Origin of the sequence: Paenibacillus helianthi (assembly GCF_001909055.1) — a bacterium.
GTDB lineage: Bacteria > Bacillota > Bacilli > Paenibacillales > Paenibacillaceae > Paenibacillus_AQ > Paenibacillus_AQ helianthi.
In genome coordinates this window covers 15,385-37,492 of record NZ_LVWI01000052.1, presented here as the reverse complement: position 1 = coordinate 37,492, position 22,108 = coordinate 15,385, and the positions used below count along the sequence as shown (strand labels likewise).

Below are 22,108 nucleotides of genomic sequence, written 5' to 3'. Positions count from 1 at the left end.
TTCGCGGCTTACAATACTGTAAGGTAGTTGTAAGTTTCAGAAATAGCAGCTACTGTTTACACTTTATATAATGAAGGCAAACCAGGGGAACGAAGGAGCGTAAGCATTTGCCCATTCTAGATGTCCATAATCTATCCAAAATATACGAGGGAAAAGTGTCGATTCACGCCCTGAATCATATCCGGTTTGCTGTGGAGAAAGGCGAGTTCGTGGGAATCATGGGACCATCGGGCAGCGGCAAAACTACACTGCTAAATGTGATTGCTACCATCGACGAACCCACCTCAGGAGAAGTAAGGATCAATGGCCGGGACCCTAAAAGCCTGGGGCGCAAGGACAAAGCACTGTTCCGCCGCAAAGAGCTGGGGTTTGTCTTTCAGCACTTCAATCTCCTTGACACGCTGACTGTGGAAGAGAATATTGTGCTGCCCTTAACGCTTGCTGGAGTCTCCGTGAAAGAGATGGAACACAGACTCATAGAGGTGTCGGATAGACTGGGCATCAGCACACTTTTGCACAAACGGACTTATGAGATCTCCGGCGGACAGATACAGCGGGTGGCCATCGCCCGGGCAATGATCCACCGGCCAGCACTGATTCTGGCAGATGAACCGACGGGCAGCCTGGATTCTAAAACTGCAAACGAGGTTATGAATCTGCTGGTGGAGGTGAATGAGGCGGAGGGAGCCACGGTGCTGATGGTCACACATGATGCGGTAGCAGCGAGCTTTTGCCACCGGGTCATCTTTATCAAAGACGGGCGCTTCCACAGCGAAATGTACCGGGGCACCAGCCGGGCCGCCTTCTTCCAGAACATCATCGACATGCTGTCGCTGCTGGGAGGAGCGGGCCATGACCTTCCGGCAGTTCGCTTATAGGAATGTAACACGGAATAAGCGGAAATATGCCGCGTATTTTGTCAGCAGCGCGTTCTCGGTCATGGTCTTCTTTCTGTGTGCACTGTTCATTTATCATCCGGCGATTTCGCAGGATATGATCCTGGGGACAGCTGCAAATACGATGATGGTGGCCGAAGGAATCATTTATGTCTTTTGTTCCCTGTTCGTACTCGTGTCGGTAGGTTCATTCCTGCAATCACGTAATCTGGAGTTCGGAATTCTGTTGATGCACGGGATGACCAAACAGCAGCTGAACCTGATGGTATTTCTGGAAAATATGATGATTGGCGGATCTGCTATCCTAACCGGAACACTGCTGGGGCTGCTGCTGGGCAAGCTCTTCCTGATGATCGGGTCCGGATTTCTGGGCATCCCCCCACTTACATTTCACCTGCCCTGGCAGGCGCCGGTGCTTACCATCTGCAGCTTTGTTCTGCTGTTCATACTGATCTCGCTGTCTACTTTTGTTTTTATAGGGAATGAAGCACCACGCGGACTGTTCCAGGGCGGACACAGAGGGAATGGTGAGCCAAAGGTATCCAAGGAGCTGGCGCTGATCTCAGGTCTGTTGCTCCTCGCCGGGTATGGTCTGGCGGCTGCCACGACAGCCACAACTGTAGAAATCATGATGGTTCCAGTGGTGCTGATTACTGTATGCGGCACGTATCTTTTCTACACTCAACTCAGTCTGTATATTGTGGGGATGCTGCGGAAGCTGCGCCGCTTCTATTGGAAGCATACGCATATTCTCACGTTCTCGGGATTATCGTACCGGTGGAAGGACAATGGGCGGATGTTTTTTATGGTCACTATTGTATCGGCAGTTTCTTTCACCTCGGTGGGGGTATTCGCATCGATCCACACGCTGTCACGGGAGCTGAAGCTGGATTATCCGGCGGCTGTCGGCTATGTAGCCAAGGGTGGGGGGCATACTTCCTCGGAAGAGAAGGACCTGAGGGGGATTACTGCAGAACTGGAGCAGCTGGGTCTGACTTACGAAACCCTGCGGATTCCACTCAAAGTCGCAGCGGTCGTTTCGCAGACAGGTCCCGACCATACACTTCAGCTGCCTCTGATGTCCTACAGGAATTACAAGCTTGCTCTGGAACATGCGGGCTTCAGCTCGAATGAACCGCCGCTGGAAGGCAATGAAAGCCTGGTGATGATCGGTTCCCAGCGCGACCGCAGTCTGACCGCAGAGCGCTTCAAAGCAACATATACACTCAAGCAAGGAATCCAGATTGAAGAGACCGGCTATACGCAGCATGTGCCGGTTGCCGAATATCTGCTGCCGGAGCTGGACGGCAGGGGAGGCGGCGATTTCAGCGGGCTGGTGATCAGCGACAGTCTGTACAACCTGGTTATCCCTGTGCAGCAGGATTGGTATACCGGCTTCTATGTGGATGATTTTACCCGGACGGTGGGGGTGGCTTCAGAACTCGCTGCCAAAGGGAAGGTTCCCTATGAAGAAAAGTCTGCTTATGCCGTTGTGATCAGCGGAACCTTATTTGAGATTCAGCGCACGCTGTACAGCACCATGCTGTTCGCTTCGCTGCTTGTCGGGACCGTCTTCTTCATTGCTGCCGGCAGCTTCCTCTACTTCCGTCTCTATATGGATCTGGATCATGACCGCCTGCAGTATTCCACCCTGTCCAAAATGGGCCTGACTGACCAGGAACTGGACCGCATTGCGACACTGCAGCTGGCACTCATGTTCTTCATCCCGGTGCTGCTGGCGGTTCTGCACAGTCTGTTTGCTTTTATTGCGCTTCAGCGGCTGTTCTATCTGTCCATTGCTGCCGAGACCGGGGCTGTGCTGACCAGTTATCTGGCTGCCCAGACGCTGTACTTCTTCTTCATCCGCAGCCGCTATTTGCGCAACCTCAAGAAAAATCTCATCTAGACGGAGGGAACCGAATGAAAACCTGGATTACAGATATTATGGAGCAGTTCGGATATGCCGGTATTTTTCTGATGCTGGCGCTGGAAAATGTCTTTCCCCCCATTCCTTCAGAGGTCATCCTGCCCTTTGGCGGGTTTATGACTACAACTTCCGGACTCACAATACCGGGTGTGCTTATTGCCTCTACGGCGGGTTCTTTACTGGGTGCAGCCATTCTGTATTGGATCGGCCGGATGCTGGATGTCAGCCGAATGGAACGGATTGTGGACCGCTACGGCAAATGGATGCGGATTAAGAAAAGTGATATCCGCAAGGCGGATGCCTGGTTTGATAAATACGGCTACTGGACGGTGCTGTTCTGCCGGATGGTGCCGCTGGTGCGCAGTCTGATCTCGATTCCGGCAGGAATGTCGGGAATGAAGTTCGGACTTTTTATGCTGTTTACGACGATCGGTACACTGGGCTGGAATACGCTGCTGATCCTGCTGGGTGCTGCGTTAGGAGAGTCCTGGGAGGACATTGGAGGGTATATAGAGGCTTATTCCAGCGTGGTCTACGCCCTGATTGCCGGAGGAATTCTCGTGCTGGGACTGTTGTATTTGCGTAAACGCCGTACCGCCGGCAAAGCCCGCGGGTAACAACACCTACGAATTCTATGCTTCCGAAGCGAGTTTTGAACGAAGTGATTCCATAGATGTGATGCTCACAAAACTAAGTTTATGCTTTCGTAGCGAGTTTTGTACGAAGTGATTTCATAGATGCAATGCTCACAAAACTTTTAGGAGGAGATTACATGGAGCTTTTGACTATAATTAAAGCAATCATCTTGGGTATTGTTGAAGGTTTGACTGAATTTGCTCCGGTGTCCTCCACAGGTCATATGATTATTGTTGATGATATGTGGCTGAAATCGCAGGAATTTCTCGGAAAATACACAGCGAATACGTTCAAGGTAGTGATTCAGCTGGGCTCGATCCTGGCTGTGGTGGTGATTTTCCGCAACCGGTTCATCGATCTCCTGGGTCTGAAGCGGTTCAGCCGCAAAGAGCTGACAGCGGTGCCGGAAGGACAGCCAGCAGTGGAAACGGCGGGACGGTTGAAGCTGGCACAGGTGCTTGTGGGTCTTATCCCTGCCGGGGTGCTCGGCTTTCTGTTCGAGGATTATATTGATGAGCATTTGTTTTCGACCTCAACGGTGCTGATTGGTCTGGTCGTAGGTGCAATACTGATGATCTGTGCAGACCTGTTTGCCCCCAAAAAGATCAAAACGGAGAGTGTCGATCAAATTACATATAGGCAGGCGCTATCGGTCGGTCTGATCCAGTGTTTCTCGCTGTGGCCGGGCTTCTCCCGTTCCGGTTCCACGATCTCCGGTGGCGTTCTGCTCGGTATGAGCCATCGTGCCGCGGCCGACTTCACCTTCATTATGGCGGTACCGATTATGGCTGGAGCCAGCCTGATTTCACTGCTGAAGAACTGGCAGTATTTCACTCTCGATGCGCTGCCGTTCTTTATTGCCGGGTTTATCAGCGCCTTTCTGTTCGCGCTGCTGTCCATGCGTTTCTTCCTGAAGCTGATCAACCGCATTAAGCTTCTGCCGTTTGCGATCTATCGGATTGTTCTTGCTGTAGTGGTATATCTGGTATGGTTCTAGAATAGAAAAAATAATGCAGGCGGTGCCTTCCTTGGAGGGTATCGCCTTTTTGTCATGAGCACTGATCAAGATTCAAGTGCCAAATCGGGCAAAAAGCTGCTTTGCTATAGCGAATGTGTATAGCTGAAATCGCCGGAATCTGTTGCGAATGGCAAAAAAGGTACAGTATGATGGCATCAGATTAAAGGATGAAGTTTTGAAAAGCGAATATAGGAGACAGGTGCCGGATGGAGCGAATGTAGCTTTTGTCCAGCTTAATAGGGAAGTTCGGCTCGAAACCGACGCGGTCCCGCCACTGTAACGGAAGAGTTCCAGCTTAATGTGTCACTGGCAGACAGGTAGATCCAGCCGGGAAGACTTGCTGAAGAACGATGACTCCGCTAGCCAGGAGACCTGCCTGACTCAGAAGCACTGCAGTACCTACGGTAGATAGGGAGGTGTTCAGACGTTATTCCATTTAGAAGATCAATGGGCGTCTTTCCCTGTGGCTTATTTTTCGGGAGAGGCGTCTTTTTATAAGGACATACAACAAATAGCGAACAGATGAGGAGCAGATTTCAATGACAACAAAATTGATCACCAGCAATCTGGGGTACCCGAGAATCGGCAAAAACCGTGAATGGAAAAAAACACTGGAGGCTTACTGGTCCGGTAAAATTGGCGAGCAGGAGTTCCGTGTTGAAATGGCGGACATTCAGCTTCAGCACCTGCAGTCGCAGCAACAGGCCGGTATTGACCTGATCCCGGTGAATGATTTCACCTTCTACGATCATGTGCTGGACACAGCCGTCATGTTCGGCATTGTGCCGCCACGTTATGATTATGACGGCGGGGCTGTCCCGCTTGATCTATATTTCGCCATGGCCCGCGGCAATGCGGCCGCCCCGGCCTGCGAGATGACCAAATGGTTCAATACGAATTACCATTATATCGTGCCGGAGATCGGCAGCCTTACACCCCGGCTGACTGAGAATAAACCGCTGGCCGCCTACCGCTTCGCCAAAGCGCAGGCGGGTATTGAAGGCAAGCCAGTCATTGTGGGACTGTATACCTTCCTCAAGCTGTCCAAGGGATTTCCGGCTGCGGACATCAGCGAGGTTGCCGCCCGCTTCCTGCCGGCTTATATTCAGCTGCTGCAGGAGCTTCAGCAGGAAGGTGTAACCTGGGTGCAGATCGACGAACCAGCCATCGTTATAGGATTGAACGCGGAAAACATTGCCTTGCTGAAGACCATTTATAGCGGGATTTCCGCTGCAGTCCCCGGCTTGAATCTGATTCTGCAGACTTATTTTGAAGCGGCTGAACCCTTGGAAGCATTGCTTGAATTGCCGGTACAGGCCATTGGCCTTGACTTCGTCCATGATGGCGGTGCGAATCTGGAGGCGATCGGACGACTTGGCTGGCCGGAAGATAAATGGCTGGGTGCAGGCATAATCGATGGACGCAGCATCTGGCGTGCCGACCCTGATACCAAGCTTGCACTGATTGAGAAGCTGGCTCTTCATGTGCCGCTGGACCGGCTGATTCTTCAGCCATCCTCCAGCCTGCTCCATGTACCGGTTACGGTGCAGAGCGAAGGGAAGCTGAAGCCTGCTGTGAAGCAGGCGCTGGCCTTCGCTGACGAAAAGCTGACAGAGCTTCGGCTGCTCGCCTCAGCCGCAGGCGGTGACAACGGAACGGCCGAGGCGGAGCTTGCGGGGAGCCGGGAAGCGCTGGCTGTCTTCCGCGCACTTCCTGAACGCGGCCGCCGGGATGTGGCGGAGCAGGTCCGCCGTCTGGACGAACTTCCGGACAGCCGGAGCCTGCCGTTCGCAGAGCGTGTGAAGCTGCAGCAGGATAAATGGCGTTTGCCCCTGCTGCCGACTACAACTATCGGCAGCTTCCCGCAGACGGCTGAGGTCCGCCAGGCGCGTCTCAAATGGCGCAAAGGGGTGTGGAATGAGGAGCGCTATGATATGTTCGTCCGCCGTCAAATCGCCGAGGCGATTACACTTCAGGAGGAGCTTGGTCTGGATGTGCTGGTACATGGTGAATTTGAGCGGACGGATATGGTCGAGTTCTTCGGCGAGAAGCTGGGCGGCTATCTGTTCACCCAGAATGGCTGGGTGCAATCCTATGGCTCGCGCTGCGTGAAGCCTCCGGTGATTTACGCGGATGTCGCTTTTATCCAGCCAATGACCGTCAAAGAAAGCGTCTATGCCCAGTCCTTGACGAAGCTGCCGGTAAAAGGCATGCTGACCGGACCGGTAACCATCCTGAACTGGTCCTTCGTACGCGATGATCTCAGCCGAGAAGAGGTAGCGAAGCAAATTGCCCTTGCTCTCCGTCACGAGGTTCAAGCGCTGGAGGATGCCGGAATCGAGATGATTCAGGTGGATGAGCCGGCCATCCGCGAAGGGCTGCCGCTGAAGGCGGAAGACCATGAGAATTATCTGAATTGGGCTGTACGGTCCTTCCGGGTGGCCACAAACCATGTGAAGGATACCACGCAGGTTCATACGCATATGTGCTACAGCGAATTTAACGACATGATCGGGGCGATCTCGGCTATGGATGCGGATGTGATCTCCATTGAGACTTCCCGCAGCCATGGGGAGCTGATTTCGGCTTTTGAAGATCATGATTATGATAAAGGCATTGGTCTGGGTGTCTATGATATCCATAGTCCCCGTGTTCCGGAAGTAGAGGAGATGACGCAGAATATTGAGCGCGCACTGCGTGTACTGGATGCCGGACAATTCTGGATCAATCCAGACTGCGGGCTGAAGACACGCGGCTGGGAAGAGACGGAGGCTGCACTTCGCAACATGGTTCTGGCCGCAGGTAATGTGCGGAAGAAAAACGCTTGATAATCATTCTCAATCTTGCTAGAATGAGAAAAAGAATAGAAGGAACCTGGACCAGGCTTCCTTCTTATCCTTGAATGGTACGTCTTTTCGCAGGAGGGTTTCACCTCCCCTTGCTGGAATCGACGCCATCTATACAGCAACGATCTGAACGGCAAGGTGGAGCTTGTCCGAGCAGAACCTAACCCTTATTCCTTGTGAGTATAGGGTTTTTGGTGTTTTTCTTTTCGCGAATCTTATATCCCCAAATAACGAAATCAACCTTAGCTGGGCAAATCAGCCACTGGATTGGAAAATCTACCGAATTCCTGCAACCTTCCAGCTTTTGGAACGTCAAAGACTTTAACACGAAAGATGCCTACAGACAAAAAGCTCTTCGCTGGCAGCAATCTGTACAAAAGAAGCGGAAATTCCACTACACTTTTGGAGGAATGGGCATGCAAAAAAGGGGTCTGCATTATCTGTATTATGTATTGGGACTAATAGTGTTTGCTATGGTTTTGGCAGGGTGCGGGGCTGGAAGCAATAATGATTCTGCAAGCCGGTCGGAGATGAAGGCAGACAATTCCAGCACGGCAGAAGGCTTCGACGGCGCAGCAGACCAGAACACTTCAGCGAATGCTGCACCGAAGGATCAAGCAGTGTCGGCTGCAGCTGAAGCTCCTGCGGCTGAGGGAGACAAGGCTGGCGGAGGAAGCTCAGCAGTGAGCAACACGGATGCAGCGCGTGCAGCTGAAGGAACGGCCGGTTTTACGGGAAATGACGTTGTGGCAGGATTGAACAAAAAGCTGATCTATCACGCCAGCCTAACGATGGAAGTGACGGACTATGCTAAGGCGCAGACAGAAGTACGCAATCTGGTGACGCTCGCAGAAGGCTATATTGTTGAATTTTCGGAGAACACCTCCGAATATGAGCATGGCGGAGCCTTTATTCTGAAGGTGCCTGCTTCGGGATTTTCTTCCTTTCTGGACCATTTGGAAAAGATCAAAAACGTGAAGCTTCAGCATAAAATCCAGGGTCAGGACGTTTCAGAGGAATATGTGGATCTGGGGTCGCGCCTCAAGGCCAAGCAGTTGATGGAGGGCCAATATATCGAGTTTATGAAAAAGGCAACCAAATCCGCTGACCTCGTGGCGTTCGCCAACCAGCTTGGTGCCATTCAGGAGGAAATAGAGACGATCAAAGGCAGAATGCGATATATTGACCAGAATGTATCTTTTTCTACGGTTGAGCTTCGACTGTACCAGACTGAAGAGAGCGTGGATATTGCCAAGACCAAAGAACAAGGGCCGTTAATGGACCGGGCTTCGGATGCGCTTCAGAGCAGTCTGCATGCACTGTCCGTGATGTTTCAATGGCTCTTTATATTCCTGGCTGCTGCGCTTCCGGTATTGATTGTAGCTGCTGTTGTTGTGGTGATTGTGCTCTGGGTCCGCAAAAGAAACAAGTCACGGGATCCTGGGACGGTAATGCGTATCCGTCAGGTGAGCCGGGAGCAGAACCAGCCGCTGCAGGAACAGACCACCGGGAATCCGGCGCCAGTTCCTGATGCTGATGAGCGGGACGAAAAAAAACCGGAATAATACGATTTTACAGATGAAAAAAGCCTCCAACACCGCTGCTTGCGGGTTGGAGGCTTTGTGACGCGGATGTGCAACTGAGCGGAGTAACCGCTCTTAGTTAAGTATGCTGGAACAGTACGCGGTATTCGCTGTAGCCTTCCTTTTCCAAATCCTCTTTCGGAACAAAGCGGAGTGCTGCCGAGTTAATGCAGTAGCGCAGGCCGTTTGGACCGGGACCATCGTTAAATACATGTCCAAGATGAGAATCGGCCGCTTTGCTGCGGACCTCAGTGCGGACCATCAGATGGCTGAGATCCGTCTTCTCCTTGACCGAATAGTCGCGGATCGGACGGGTGAAGCTGGGCCAGCCGCAGCCGGAGTCGAATTTATCGCTGGAGCTGAACAGCGGCTCACCGGATACGATATCGACATAGATGCCATCCCCGTGATGATCCCAGAACTCATTGCGGAAAGGGGATTCGGTTGCATTGTTCTGAGTAACTTCATATTGCAGCGGCGTCAGACGTTCCTTGAGGCTCTGCTTCTCCTCCTTGTGCTTCCAGTGGTCCTCGATAAAAGCATCCCGCCCGGAGCCTTTGCGGTAACGTTTATAGTGACCGGGATTCTTGTGGTGATACCCCTGATGGTACTCTTCTGCACGGTAAAAGGGTTTGGCCGGAAGGATCGGCGTCACGATAGGGGCGGAGAAACGTCCGCTGGCCTGCAAGTCCGCCTTGGAGGCTTCAGCCTGCTCCCGCTGCTCTTCGGAGTGGGTGAAAATGGCAGTCCCGTATGAAGTGCCGCGGTCATAGAACTGCCCTCCGGCATCGGTAGGGTCAATCTGCTGCCAGAACAGCTCCAGAAGCTTGGTGTATGGGAAAATATCAGGTTGAAAGGTGATCTGCACCGCTTCCACATGTCCTGTGGTTTCCGAACAAACCTCTTCATAAGTCGGGTTAACGGTATGTCCGCCCGTATACCCGGATATAATCTCAACGATTCCTGGAAGTTCTTCAAATGGTGATACCATACACCAGAAACAGCCCCCGGCAAACGTGGCCTTTTCTGTTTTGCTGCTTATATTGTCAGATTGAACATCACTCATGAATATCCCTCCATCCATAGATTGCAATTAAATAGATCACAATGTAATTATAAAACAAAAAAGCGCCGCCTGCCAGTTAGCGGCGTTTTGTGCAAAAATAAGAATTCATGTGCTTACTTGCATCAATCTTTCTTGGAGCTGAAGGATCGTGGACGTAGCGATAATATGGCCAGAGCCAGTACTGCCACATATACCAGGATAGCCATCCACGCGCTTCGCGGATGCTGGAACAGCTGGCCGCCGAGAAAGGCATATAACGCAATCGCAGGAATTTTGCCCAGTCCGGATGCCGCAAGATAACTCCAAAAGGGCAACCCGGCGGCGCCTGCATAGATATTCACTCCCATCTGCGGAACGACCGGTGCAAGCCGGGCTAGCACTACCGCTGCAAATGGCCTCCGCTGCACGGCAGATGTGAATTTATCCAGCGCGGGTACTGATGCCAAATAAGTACGGGCTTTTTCCTGGAACATGTGTTGAACAATACCATAGATCATCGCCCCGGCAAGGGTAGACGCACTCCAGCAAATCACCGCAGCCGCCAGACTTCCATAGGCATACCCGTAAATCCCGATTATCAGTTTATAAGGCACCGGCGGGAACATCGCCAGCAAAGTAGCGGCACCAAAGCCCAAAAACAGATTATGATCCTGCCGCAGCCAGGCCAGGATATCATACCTGTAGATAAACGTGAGGAATATTCCCGAAACATACAGTAATATAGTCAGCCATTTTCTCATTCTACTATGCCCTTTCTTTCGTTCATTCATTTCATCATACTGAAAAAAAAGAATTTAATGAAGCAAAGATCATTTGTTGCTGCGACTTGTCACGGTATAATACGTCTAAAAGGAAATGGAAATACTCACAGCCAAGGGAGATACGCTTATGAAAAGTACAGAACGTAAAAGGGTGGCTCTGGTTGGCCTCGGCGACATCGCCCGGAAAGTCTATCTCCCACTGCTGTCCAGGCATGATCAGGCGGAGGTGGTGGGAGTGCTCAGCCATTCGCCGGCAACCGTACAGGACGCGGTTCATTCCTACCGGTTCCCGAGAGGCACTACGGATCTGAATGAGCTCCTGTCGTGGAAGCCTGATGCAGTATTTGTGCATAGCCCAACCCCCACGCATTATGATATTGTTATGAAATGCTTAAATCACGGAGTTTCGGTATATGTGGACAAGCCGCTGTCCTATGATCTGGAAGAATCCCGGCGGATGGCCGGATTCGCTGAAGAGAAGGGACTGCTGCTGGGCGTAGGGTTCAACCGCCGCTATGCGCCGATGTATACGGCTGCCAAAGCTTGGCTGGAGAAAGCAGGCGGCATCAGCGCCTGTCACGCGTTCAAGCACCGGACCAAGCTGCAATCCGGCAGCAGCCGTGAAACGATCCATGATGATCTGATCCATATGCTGGATCTGCTGCTATGGTTGTGCGGAGGAGATGCTGAGCTGCTGCACAACAGCCTGAAATCCGACGATGCGGGACGGCTGCTGCAATCTTCCGGCAATCTGGGCTGGAAGAATGGTGCGACCGGTATGTTCAGCATGGTGCGGGACGCCGGGGCAGATCTGGAGAAGCTGGAGTTGCACGGTAACGGCAGATCTGTGGAAGTTGTGGACATGGAACGGGCAACCTTGTATGAGAAGGGCACACTGCCGCGCACGCAGAATTTCGGAAGCTGGGATACGGTGTTGGAGCGCAGAGGATTCAGCGGTGTGGTGAACCATTTTTTAAGCAGCCTGGACATACCGGGGCAATGCGGAATAGCTGCTTCAGCGGTCCTGCCCAGCCATGTGCTGGCAGCGAAGCTTGCTGATTAACATTGGAGCGGAAAGGAGGGAGACCACATGGAGGATTACCGCAAATCAACGGAAGAGCAGATTATCGAGAGCTATAAGCGGGATGAAGAGATGATGATCCTGGTATTTGCCCAATGGTGTGTGAACAACAAGCTGGACCCGCACGCGTTGTATCTTCAGGCTTATCCGCAGCAAGAGGGAAATGCGGCGTTAAGCCATGCGCTTTCGCTGACTGTACCCCTTGACGAATCGGGGTTCATCTCCGACGATACGGTGCTGGGAGTCCTGTCTTTATATAGCAATGATGACCTTGCATATGTAGTGACGGAGGCTATAGCCAATAGGGAATCCCGGCAAGACACAGGCGATTGATCTTTTTTTTGCCAAACGATGTTCATTGTGCTATAAATGTGTTAAAATTATATATACTAACTTAATGTAAGTTAAAAGTGAGAGGTGAGAATAATGGAAGAACATCAGCTGACGATGTGCCCTCGATTCGAAACGGCCTTCTCCTTCTTAGGTAAACGTTGGAATGGACTTATTATTCAGACATTGATGAGCGGACCCAAGCGTTTCAAGGATATTTCCGGTCTGATCCCAACAATGAGCGATAAGATGTTATCCGAACGAATGAAGGACCTGGAGTGTGAAGGGATTCTGGTACGCCATGTGTACCCGGAAACCCCCGTACGCATCGAGTATGAATTGACAACTAAAGGCCGTGCGCTGGAGCCGGTCATGCAGCAGATTCAGTCCTGGGCAGAGAGCTGGGTCGAGTAGAACCGCTTGGCTCCCTGTTGATAGCCCCTTTTTCCGGATGGAAAGAGGGGCTTTTTCCTTTTAAATTACAAATAAATTGCACGGAAGGCGGCAGAATATAATATAATAGAAAAAAAGTTGCTGCCCACCCCTTTATTATGCGGTATTTTTAATTGTGATATAGATAATTATGGCAACGTTAACAAAAAGAAGCTTATCCTTTCGAAGTGAGTTTTGTACGAAGTGAATTCAGGGTTGTAACGCTAACAAAACTAAGCGTAGGCTTTCGAAGTAAGTTTTGTACGAAGTAAATTCAGGGTTGTAACGCTAACAAAACTTTTAGGAGGCGAGGAAGATGACAACCACCTTGTTTTCCCGGGAAATAACCTATGGAAAAAAAGATGTCGCCGAACTGGAGAGTGCTTCGATCAGAGTGCAGCTTATTTACGACAAAGTGTTGTTCATGCTTCACAGCCATCTCCCCGGGTCGTTGTGGAACGCATGGATTGGGGTGCCTTATGACATCATCTCCTCTTTGTACAAAGGGGATAACGATAGCGGCAGTGTTTTTCAAAAGTGGATTCAAAGCCCGTCTGGCTGGAAATGTATCGGCTGCGAACGTCATTGCCTTGAGCCTTCGGCTGGTCCGGTAATTCCATCGTCCGGCAAGAAGCGCAGGTTCACCTTCCATAACGGCATCCGGCAGAGTATGGTGCTGCAGGCAGTGATCTGGTCGATGTATGAAAATACATTGCTCTTCCAGCCCTATTTGGGCGAAGAATCTTTTCTGGATGAAGCTGATCTGGATACAATCTCCACATACTTTGTACCTACCTATCTGAGCAAGCACCGTCTGATCGAGAACGGCAAGCGCTGCAAGGAATATCAGGAGTCGAACATCCGGGTGTATCAGGAATGGATCGCCGCTCCCGATCTGGTACTTCAGTGGAACGGAGGCCTGACCGAAGGCCGCTGGATGACCGGAGTTTACGTGGACCATTCGCGTTTTGCCGGGCTGGGACCTTACCTGAAGGATGCACAGGGCAAGCGTACGTATATGCGGGCTACGGTAGAATAGATATTGTATACGATAGTTAAATAGGATCATAAAATGTAATGGAAAACACCTCACTTTCGGGGTGTTTTTTTTATGAATAGAACTTTACAAGTGTTAAGTGAAACGGATGGCATATCGGAAATATCACTGCCCAATTTAGATATCGCTTTTATTCGTTCTATCACGGGTTAAAAATCCTGCGAATAGCATAGCAGAAGGCAATGCTTTTGATGCATAGGATCTAAAAAAAAGAAAATAGAATGTGAAAAAAAGGTCTGGGTTCTGCTCAAAATTTGCAGAAGTCAGATCTTTTTTTGCAGATGAGATGTGAAGAATTTGATTGAAAGAGGAAATGTAAATAAGTCTAATTTCCCTAAATTTTGCTAAGGGTATTTCTGGATAGCGATCAATGAACTAGGACTATATGCACTGTTAATTTTACCGTACTAAAGATGATGCTTACTAATAAGGGATCAATGAACTATATTAGCAATAAATGTTATGGTAAATATAAACTATTGAGGTGATGTGCCGATAATTCATAATGTATATCCCAATATGATGTAGCTTCAATGTTATTATTAAAAATTTAAATAAGTAGTCATGGTAATCCAAAATTCCTATTCAGTGGTGATGAAAAAGATGAGCTCTCAAGAAATGCTAACTAATCAGGTACAAAGAACCCCCCGAATTAAACCGAATTACCCGGAAGGCGAGCTTGCTTTAGAGGATCCTGCCAAACCTTCGGGGAAACCGACATTCTCATGGTTAACGATCATTGTTCCGCCATTAGGGATGTTAGTCATTGCGATATTTATGTCAACATTGACCAGGTCTTTTACTATGCTGATATCAACCATGAGTATGACTATACTGACGGTTATGGTTTCGATTATGAATTATAAATCCAGTGTAAAAAAACATCATGAACAAAACAAAAAACTGGAAAAGAAATATCTCAACTACTTATTTCAGGTTCGTAATGATCTACAAAATGCTGCCAGTACGCAGCGAGAAGCATATACATACATACATCCAAGTATTGAGTCTTGTCTGGACATCGTACGTGGCCGAAGTAAACAGCTCTGGGAAAGAACTGCAATTGAAGATGATTTTCTAAATACCCGGGTTGGAGTTGGAGTACAGCCGATCGCCCTTGTTCCGACATATTCTACAAAGGCAAAGGCAATTGATGATGAGAATCCTCTGGAAGAAATTGCAAGTAAAATATGCGAAGAAATGTACTTTATAAGAGATATACCAGTCTACATACCGCTAAGGAATATTAATACACTTGGGATATACGGCAAACGGCAGGAGGTCCGCAATTTTCTAAATGCCGCTATTGTCCATCTGACAACACACCAAGGTTACGATGATGTAAGAGTCGTATGCGTGATGCAACCTGAGGATCTGGAACACTGGGAATGGCTGAAATGGCTGCCTCACACTTGGGATAAAGCCCGGAGTCAGAGAAGCTTGGCCACGACCTCTTATGAAGCCTCTAATCTTGCTGATGAACTACTTCCGGAACTTAGAAAAAGAGAAGAAGGAAGCAATAGCAGTTACGGCCTGCAAACCTTGCTGACACCACACTATATCTTTCTGGTGTTTGCTCCTGAACTGTGGGATAGCACAGAAATGATGAAGTATTTATTGTCGGGTAATTCGCCGCTTGGAGTGACCAGTATTTTTATTTCAGAGAAGATCGATGTTGCGCTTCCTCTGAATTGTCAGGCTATTCTGGAAATCAAGGACAACAAGGGAATGGTCCGTAAAGATACCAATCAAGTGTTAAGTCACTTGGCGGATTATTTTACTGCTGATTCTCTAGATAAGGTGTACTCGGAATATTATGCCCGCTCCTTGTCTCCGCTCAGAATCAAGGAGGGGCAGAATAACAGCTATATCCCGCCAATGGTTACCTTTCTGGAGAGCTTTGAGGTTGAACAGATCGAGGAGCTAAATGTAATGCAGCGCTGGGGTAAAAATCAGGCGAACCGCACATTGTCCATTCCCCTTGGGCTCGGGTCAGGCGGGAAATCACTTTTATTCGATATGCATGAAAAAAGCTATGGACCTCACGGTCTTGTTGCTGGTACAACGGGTTCGGGGAAAAGTGAACTGCTCCAATCCCTGCTTCTGGGTCTGGCAGTGGATTATCATCCTCATGAGGTTGCCTTTGTGCTAATTGACTATAAAGGGGGCGGGATGGCCAATGCCTTTCTGGGACTTCCTCACCTGGTAGGAACAATCACCAATCTAGGCGGTAATCAGATCAATCGGGCGCTCGCTTCTATCAAAAGCGAACTTTTAAGGAGACAGCGTTTGTTCAGTGAAGCCGGAGTGACGAGTATTGATAATTACATCGTTCTTTATCGCAACAAGGAAGTAAACCTTCCCTTGCCACATTTGATCATAGTGGTAGATGAGTTCGCAGAACTGAAATCGGATCAGCCGGAATTTATGAAAGAGCTGGTCAGTGCGGCACGGGTAGGTAGAAGCTTGGGTATTCACTTAATATTGGCAACTCAGAAGCCTTCCGGTGTCGTCGATGACCAGATATGGAGTAACTCCAGATTTAAGCTGTGCCTGAAGGTACAGACACCTTCGGATAGTCAAGAAATGCTGAAACGGCCGGAGGCGGCAGAGATCAAGGAAAAAGGTCGGGGGTATTTACAGGTCGGCAATAATGAAGTGTTCACCTTATTCCAGTCCTCCTGGAGCGGAGCGCCTTATCATGCTGGAGAGGCTGATCGGGACGGGAGTCCCAAGATGGATATCGTCACATTAGGGGGGGAGAGGAGAGCTCTAATTCCGAAAGAGAAAAGCAGTGAGAGTACATCGCAATTAAGTGAACTGCAGGCCGTAGTTAATCACATTGCAGCCCTCTCTGCGGAACACTCCATCGGAGAGGCTTTTCAGTTGTGGCTTCCACCGCTTCCAGAGACGTTGGCATTGGCTGAGGTGCTGGATCAGGACCGAATCTGGAACGGGGAGAGTTGGCAGGAACCCAATGATCACCTGACTGCTACCGTTGGACGGGTAGACAATCCTTCGGATCAGGAGCAATACAATTTGGACATCAATTTTAACCAGAACGGACATCTGCTGATATATGGAGCGCCGGCCAGCGGGAAGACGACACTGTTAAAAACAATCATCATGTCGCTTGCTATGAAATATGATCCTGAGTACGTGCATTTTTACATACTGGATTTCGGCACACGTACCTTGGGTGTATTCCACGAGCTTCCGCATTTAGGAGATGTTATTTATCCAGAGGATGAACAAAAGCTTGGGAAACTGATCAGCTGGCTGCTCTCGCAATTGGATGAACGCAAACGCAAGTTTTCTCAGCTCGGAATCAGTAATCTGGTTTCATACTGTGCAGCCTCAGGGGAAAAGGTCCCTTACATAGTCATTCTGCTCGATAATTACACCGGATTCGCAGAAGCTTACGATGATTATGTACTGGATCTCGCAAAGCTTGTGCGCGAAGGCGGTAACTACGGAATTTACTTTGTGTTTGCAGCCAATGCTGTCAGTTCCTATCCTTACCGGATCAGCCAGAATATCAAGCAGTCGCTTGTGTACCAAATGTCTGACAGACTGGATTACTCCAGTATTCTGGGTAGAACAGAAGGGATGGAGCCAACCAATACCGTGGGCCGCGGGCTGCTTAAAGATAACCGGATACTGGAATTCCATACTGCACTTCCTGTGGGAGGCAACTCGGATGATCAAATTGCTGTTGGCATCCGTCGGATTAGCTCGGAGATGAAGGCAGTGGCAGGAGACACTAATCCTGCCGGAATTGCGGTGATCCCGGACAAGCTTTCTCTTTCAGAACTTCTGGAGCGTGCTAACAAGAACCGGCAGGAAGGAAGCGGGGATGCTCTGGTACCGATTGGATTAGATTGGACAACCACGCTTCCGGCAGAAATAAATGTGAAGCAAATTAGCAACTTTGTGGTGTCTTATACAAACCAGCTGCAAGTGGATTTGACGTTCACATCCATACTACAAGCTCTTTCTCAGTCGGCGGGTTCAATCACCAAGGAGTTTCATTTGTTTGATAGCGGTGGTGTTAAATTGTCAGGTCTGAAGGCTAGTCCAACCTTAACCCGCTATATGAGTACAGCAGAAGAGTTTCTCCAACTTACGCAATCGTTAATAGAACAGCTGCAACTCAGGAAAAATGATGCCCGAGAAGCATTGGCTGCTGCTTCCGTCCCTGGAGAATTTGATGAAACCAGCTATATTTTATCCAAGTATCCGCTTCTTGTAATCGCAATGCCTCATTTTAAATCTGCTTTCGATCTGATGGAGAATGATTCGCTGGATCACTTGGAGCGGATAGCTAGATTTGGCGGCGGGCTTGGTGTTCTGCTGCTTATTGGCAGCAATGTGGTTGAACTTAGCCAAATGCAGCTTACTATTGAGCTTGCTGGAGAGCTGATCAATAGTGGAAATGCGCTGCTCACGGGTGGAACACCAGGTGATCATATGTCATATTCTCTTTTGCTGGAGGGCATGGATTACCATGAGCTTAACCAGTCTATGGCTGTAACTGAAGCATTGCTGCTTATTGAGGGGTCCCAAATGCGCATCAAAATGATAACAGATCTATAGTTGGCAGGTGAACGAAGTGATGAAACCAGTGCGTGAGGTGTTTGAATTACAAGCTTTAGAGATCATATATTTGACTGCTCTAACGGGAGGAAACAGCTTTCCGGGACTGGCAATGAATCTGGAAGGTGAATCCGAGATCAAGCAGCGTTCCCTTATGGATGCACAGATGAGGGCTCTTGAAGCAAAGGGATATCTGGAGATAGATTTTATGGGGATTGCTAAAGTAAATGAAGTGCTTCATAGATTTATAGTGGCAGCCTCCAACTGCAAATCTTATCTCTGTCAACTTGTACAGAGAAATCAAGAGATATCTAAGATCTGTTATTTTATTCAGGATGAAAGCCGTTTCGAACTTAAGCATCAGTCAGGAAGCAACACGTACAAGCTGCAGGAAATATATGCACGGCATGAACTGATGTTTCAAGTCATTGATAGCATACCGCTCATTCAGAACTTGGCAGAGGATGAACAATCACAAACAGTGATGAACGGAGAGGTGGATCTTGAATCGTGGACGGGGCAACTTCTTCAAGCAGGGGCGGTGGTAACCTCCCTTGCAGAAATCCAATGCATTTCTGAGAAAGCGCAGGTTATTCGTGAACTGAATCTCTTGATTCATGAAGACCAAATGTGGCTGCTGCGGCGTGGATCAGATGAGCAAATCAGTCGAACCAGTGCGACCCTGTCAACAGCAGTAGAAGAATTATGTCTATGGCTGCAAGAAGCGTAGCCATCTAGGGGGATCAGAGCATGTCAACGGCGTTAACGACTTTTTTATTTAAAGGCAAGGAAAAGAAAGTTATGGATTTGGATATCTCCCTATCTATTTCAGCAGGGCAATGTCTCGAGCTTCTAAAACAAGCACGTTGGCTTCCAGACAATTGGGAATTCAAATGCGAAATCAGTCGTACCGGAGAGGAATGGACGGAGCTTGACCTGCATGCTGTACTGGCTAATGTAATTCAGGGAGACGGGGCTATTATTCGAATTTTACCGTATTGAGTGAGGGGATCGTAAAGGGGGATATCAATGAAAAACGTACATTTAGTCTGCTCACCTGAACTCATTATGCTTTTATCACGGTCACTTGAGCATGAGGGTTATGTAATTTCCGGGAAACATTCTACACTACATAGTTTTATTAGTGGCTTCAGCAGCAAGGAGGTAGATCCTTCATCCATCGTTATTATGGAGGGCGGAGCGGGCCTGGGTACACCGGTTAAGGCTGCTGATATTATCAGCTTCATGACGCTGATCCGCAAATATCTCAAACATACGCGTTTGATTGTTCAATTAGATCCTGCGCTGCAGACAGATATTGAATTTATACGGGCTATGGTGAATATGAACATTCACGATCTTCAGTTCACCACGGAATTCCGGGGCGATAATCTTCTGAACTGGATCAAGGAGAAGAAAACTACAAGAGATTATTATCATATCCTTGGTAAGAAGAAAGGCCTTTTTTCATTTAAAGGTTCATCATCTGCACCGGCTCCAGTTCCGGAAGTAGAAGAGCCGCTGCCTGCTCCCGCAAGACCGGTAGATTCGCTTACCCGACCACAGCCGACGGCCGCGGCCGGGCCCGGTACGGGTGCCGCCAGTGGGAGGCCATCCAATGCTCCACGCCCTCCCGCAGGGTCCGCACCACCCAGACCGAAGCCCCCGGCCAGAACAGAGTCTCCGGCTCCATCCGAAGCGGGAACACTGGAACGCCTGGAACAATCCATTCCCGTGGAGGAACAGTCAACGCCTGTTACAGGTCCGAGAATTCTGGGCAGCAATGTGCCGCTTGTCATTGGGGTTTGCGGTGTCGGAGGGGAAGAGGATGTAGGCGCGGCGGCTTTTCTGGTAGCGGCAGGTCTTGCAGAGCTAGGCTGGAAGCCGCTGGTTTGCGGAGATGACAGGCCGGAAATCGGTTCACTTGAACAGATCGTATTTGAAGGGGAGAAAGAAGATTCCGTTTCTACTATGTTCGAATATGAAGGGGTTACCTTCTATCGCAGGGGATATACGTGGGATATTTCCGAGCTACTGGCCAGCGAGTTCACACATATCATTCTTTGGCTGGATATCCACCGTGAACGGAAGGGAACTAGCGGGCTGGAGCTGTGGTGGAACTCACAAATTCCAATTATGGTTGGCAACGGAGCCATGTGGAAATATGAACTGTTGAAAGAGAAGCTGAACACACTGAACCCATTTGAACGCAAACGGTGCAGGCTTCTGCTGGAGAACGGGCATCAGGAAGTGCTGCAAGCACTGAAGAAGGACTTTCCAGAAATACAAGCCACTCTGATGCCTGCACATCAAGATCCCCTGTATCCAGATAAGGCGGCAGTCGAATGGGTGATGAAGCTGCTGACCGTTCAGAAAAAGCTCTTTCGCAAACAAACACTGCTCTGGGGAATCGCAGGGGCGGTCTTGTTTGTGACTTTGCTATTAATTGGCATCGGATTCTCTTTCGTTCCGGAGAGCCGGTAATTCACAATCAGGAGGCTCGATATGGATTCAGGTATGGTTAGAGGTATTGCTTTTAATTGCCATCAATTGCAGCCCCGTGCTCAGGAATGCACCGATAAAATGACCGGGGCAATCGCTGGAGTATCTGATTATTGGGTAGATTTGGGCGGAGAAGAGTTTAAGCAGCACTGTATGGATTGGATTGGAAAAATGAACAAATTCAAAGCTGCCATAGCACTTATTGAATCAGAAATGCTGAAATATGCAGATAAATTGCAGGGAGAAGAACAGGCAGCAGCGGCAGCGGCGGCGGCGGCCTCGAAAATGAAAGGCAAAACCAAATAGGAATGGAAATGAGGTTGTGAAGTGGCAGTACGCAAGCGGAAAAAAATTTTAAGATACACAATTATTTCAGGTTGTCTTGTTGCCGTCATTACATCCGGGGTATGGTTTGCAACCTATCGCCACTATAATGCGAAGCTGATTGACGAGCGGGCGGCTTACGAAGAACAGTTGAAGGATAAAGATGAAGTATTGCAGCGCTATATGGATCAATCCCAGACTGCCTATGTTTTGATATCCCCCAAGCTTGCCGGTGAGGCAATTACTGCAGAGGATGTAATGGAAGAAAAGCTTCCAAAGTTCTCCTCGCCGGATAATCTGATCAATGAGTCCAAGGCGATTGTGGGCAAATACCTGAAAATTGATGCCATGCCAGGTACGGCGGTAACGACTGAAATGGTGCGTGATGAAGCAAGACTGGATGCTTCAGAACGAAAGGAAGAGACCGAATATATCAAGCTTCCGCTTCGGTTAACGAAAAGGGATGTTGTCGATATCCGGATTGTATTTCCTAATGGTGAAGATTACATAGTCGTTGGAAAGAAGTCGCTGGAGGACGTAGATCTGGCGAATCAATATACATTCTTTAATGACAACGAAGAAGAGGCACAACTGCTGCAGGCAGCCTTGGTGGATGCTTATATTAACAATGCTGAGCTGTATATGAAGCAGTACGTAGAACCGGAGCTTCAGCCTGAACCTGTAGTGAATTATGTGCCTAACCTGGATGTGCTCGGAGTGATCAAGAATGACCCATTCATTATTGATCAAGCCAAATGGAGTCTTGCCGAGAAGCTTCGTAAGGAGCTTGAGAAACGGCTTAAAGCCATTGAGGATGAAAATAAAATCCGTGTCGGAGCGCAGGCTCCAAGTGGTAGTGGTGTGATTCAGAGAAAAGCTGAACAGGGAGCGGCGGCAGCAACTGGTGCTGCGGAAGCAGATAACAGTCAATCCGTGAACGGAATTATAGATCAGAGCAATCAAGCGCCAGTTGATTCAAGTGCGGATCAGAGCTCAACAGGCTTGACGAATAAAAAAGCAGCAACCGATGACAGTCTGCTGGAAGGAAAGTGA

General features: G+C 49.2%; 18 protein-coding genes and 1 riboswitch. Of the genes, 16 read left to right on the top strand and 2 right to left on the bottom strand.

Annotated elements, in window-relative coordinates:
• The first annotated feature begins 107 nt into the window (after positions 1-107).
• From A3844_RS19875 to A3844_RS19850, 6 genes are all read left to right on the top strand, one after another.
• Positions 108-878 (top strand): ABC transporter ATP-binding protein, encoded by a 771-nt coding sequence (locus A3844_RS19875; RefSeq protein ID WP_074108306.1) that lies wholly within the window; start codon positions 108-110, stop codon positions 876-878.
• Complete coding sequence (locus A3844_RS19870) at positions 853-2,802, top strand: FtsX-like permease family protein (protein WP_074108305.1); 1,950 nt, start codon at positions 853-855, stop codon at positions 2,800-2,802. Before A3844_RS19875 ends, A3844_RS19870 begins: the two co-directional genes overlap by 26 nt.
• A 14-nt stretch (positions 2,803-2,816) precedes the next feature.
• Positions 2,817-3,440 carry a DedA family protein gene (locus A3844_RS19865; RefSeq protein ID WP_074108304.1) on the top strand — a complete coding sequence of 208 codons (624 nt, stop codon included), beginning with the start codon at positions 2,817-2,819 and terminating at the stop codon, positions 3,438-3,440.
• A gap of 155 nt (positions 3,441-3,595) precedes the next feature.
• Entirely contained in the window at positions 3,596-4,456 is an 861-nt protein-coding gene (locus A3844_RS19860; protein WP_074102530.1) for an undecaprenyl-diphosphate phosphatase, read from the top strand.
• A gap of 201 nt (positions 4,457-4,657) precedes the next feature.
• Positions 4,658-4,871, top strand: a riboswitch (cobalamin riboswitch).
• Between the two features lie 145 nt (positions 4,872-5,016).
• The gene (gene metE / locus A3844_RS19855; protein ID WP_074108303.1) at positions 5,017-7,305 is read left to right on the top strand and encodes a 5-methyltetrahydropteroyltriglutamate--homocysteine S-methyltransferase; all 2,289 of its coding nucleotides are present in this window, start codon (positions 5,017-5,019) and stop codon (positions 7,303-7,305) included.
• Between the two features lie 434 nt (positions 7,306-7,739).
• The gene (locus tag A3844_RS19850) at positions 7,740-8,888 is read left to right on the top strand and encodes a DUF4349 domain-containing protein (protein ID WP_074108302.1); all 1,149 of its coding nucleotides are present in this window, start codon (positions 7,740-7,742) and stop codon (positions 8,886-8,888) included.
• Positions 8,889-8,985: 97 nt separating this feature from the next.
• On the opposite strand, the gene msrB is transcribed toward A3844_RS19850, so the two are convergent.
• On the bottom strand, positions 8,986-9,972 hold the full coding sequence (gene msrB, locus A3844_RS19845; protein WP_074108301.1) for a peptide-methionine (R)-S-oxide reductase MsrB: 987 nt from the start codon (positions 9,970-9,972) through the stop codon (positions 8,986-8,988).
• Between the two features lie 122 nt (positions 9,973-10,094).
• On the bottom strand, positions 10,095-10,712 hold the full coding sequence (locus tag A3844_RS19840) for a TVP38/TMEM64 family protein (RefSeq protein ID WP_074085364.1): 618 nt from the start codon (positions 10,710-10,712) through the stop codon (positions 10,095-10,097).
• 148 nt (positions 10,713-10,860) lie between these two features.
• Here A3844_RS19840 and A3844_RS19835 point away from each other — a divergent pair, with 148 nt between their 5' ends.
• The 10 genes from A3844_RS19835 (at position 10,861) to A3844_RS19790 (ending at position 22,108) form a co-directional block, all read left to right on the top strand.
• Entirely contained in the window at positions 10,861-11,796 is a 936-nt protein-coding gene (locus A3844_RS19835; RefSeq protein WP_074108300.1) for a Gfo/Idh/MocA family protein, read from the top strand.
• Positions 11,797-11,823: 27 nt separating this feature from the next.
• Positions 11,824-12,147, top strand: coding sequence for a hypothetical protein (locus A3844_RS19830; RefSeq protein ID WP_074085362.1), 324 nt, complete (start codon positions 11,824-11,826; stop codon positions 12,145-12,147).
• A gap of 93 nt (positions 12,148-12,240) precedes the next feature.
• Positions 12,241-12,558 carry a winged helix-turn-helix transcriptional regulator gene (locus A3844_RS19825; RefSeq protein WP_039295412.1) on the top strand — a complete coding sequence of 106 codons (318 nt, stop codon included), beginning with the start codon at positions 12,241-12,243 and terminating at the stop codon, positions 12,556-12,558.
• Between the two features lie 334 nt (positions 12,559-12,892).
• Positions 12,893-13,615 carry a hypothetical protein gene (locus tag A3844_RS19820; protein ID WP_074108299.1) on the top strand — a complete coding sequence of 241 codons (723 nt, stop codon included), beginning with the start codon at positions 12,893-12,895 and terminating at the stop codon, positions 13,613-13,615.
• Positions 13,616-14,197: 582 nt separating this feature from the next.
• Positions 14,198-18,229, top strand: a complete 4,032-nt coding sequence (gene essC, locus A3844_RS19815; protein ID WP_083606939.1) for a type VII secretion protein EssC — start codon at positions 14,198-14,200, stop codon at positions 18,227-18,229.
• 19 nt (positions 18,230-18,248) lie between these two features.
• The gene (locus A3844_RS19810) at positions 18,249-18,959 is read left to right on the top strand and encodes a hypothetical protein (RefSeq protein WP_074108297.1); all 711 of its coding nucleotides are present in this window, start codon (positions 18,249-18,251) and stop codon (positions 18,957-18,959) included.
• A 20-nt stretch (positions 18,960-18,979) separates the two neighbouring features.
• The gene (locus A3844_RS19805; protein WP_074085358.1) at positions 18,980-19,231 is read left to right on the top strand and encodes a hypothetical protein; all 252 of its coding nucleotides are present in this window, start codon (positions 18,980-18,982) and stop codon (positions 19,229-19,231) included.
• A gap of 27 nt (positions 19,232-19,258) precedes the next feature.
• Positions 19,259-20,713, top strand: a complete 1,455-nt coding sequence (locus A3844_RS19800; protein WP_074108296.1) for a hypothetical protein — start codon at positions 19,259-19,261, stop codon at positions 20,711-20,713.
• Between the two features lie 21 nt (positions 20,714-20,734).
• Positions 20,735-21,037: a hypothetical protein gene (locus A3844_RS19795; protein WP_074108295.1), complete on the top strand. Its 303-nt coding sequence runs from the start codon at positions 20,735-20,737 to the stop codon at positions 21,035-21,037.
• A gap of 21 nt (positions 21,038-21,058) precedes the next feature.
• Positions 21,059-22,108: an SAF domain-containing protein gene (locus tag A3844_RS19790; RefSeq protein WP_074108294.1), complete on the top strand. Its 1,050-nt coding sequence runs from the start codon at positions 21,059-21,061 to the stop codon at positions 22,106-22,108.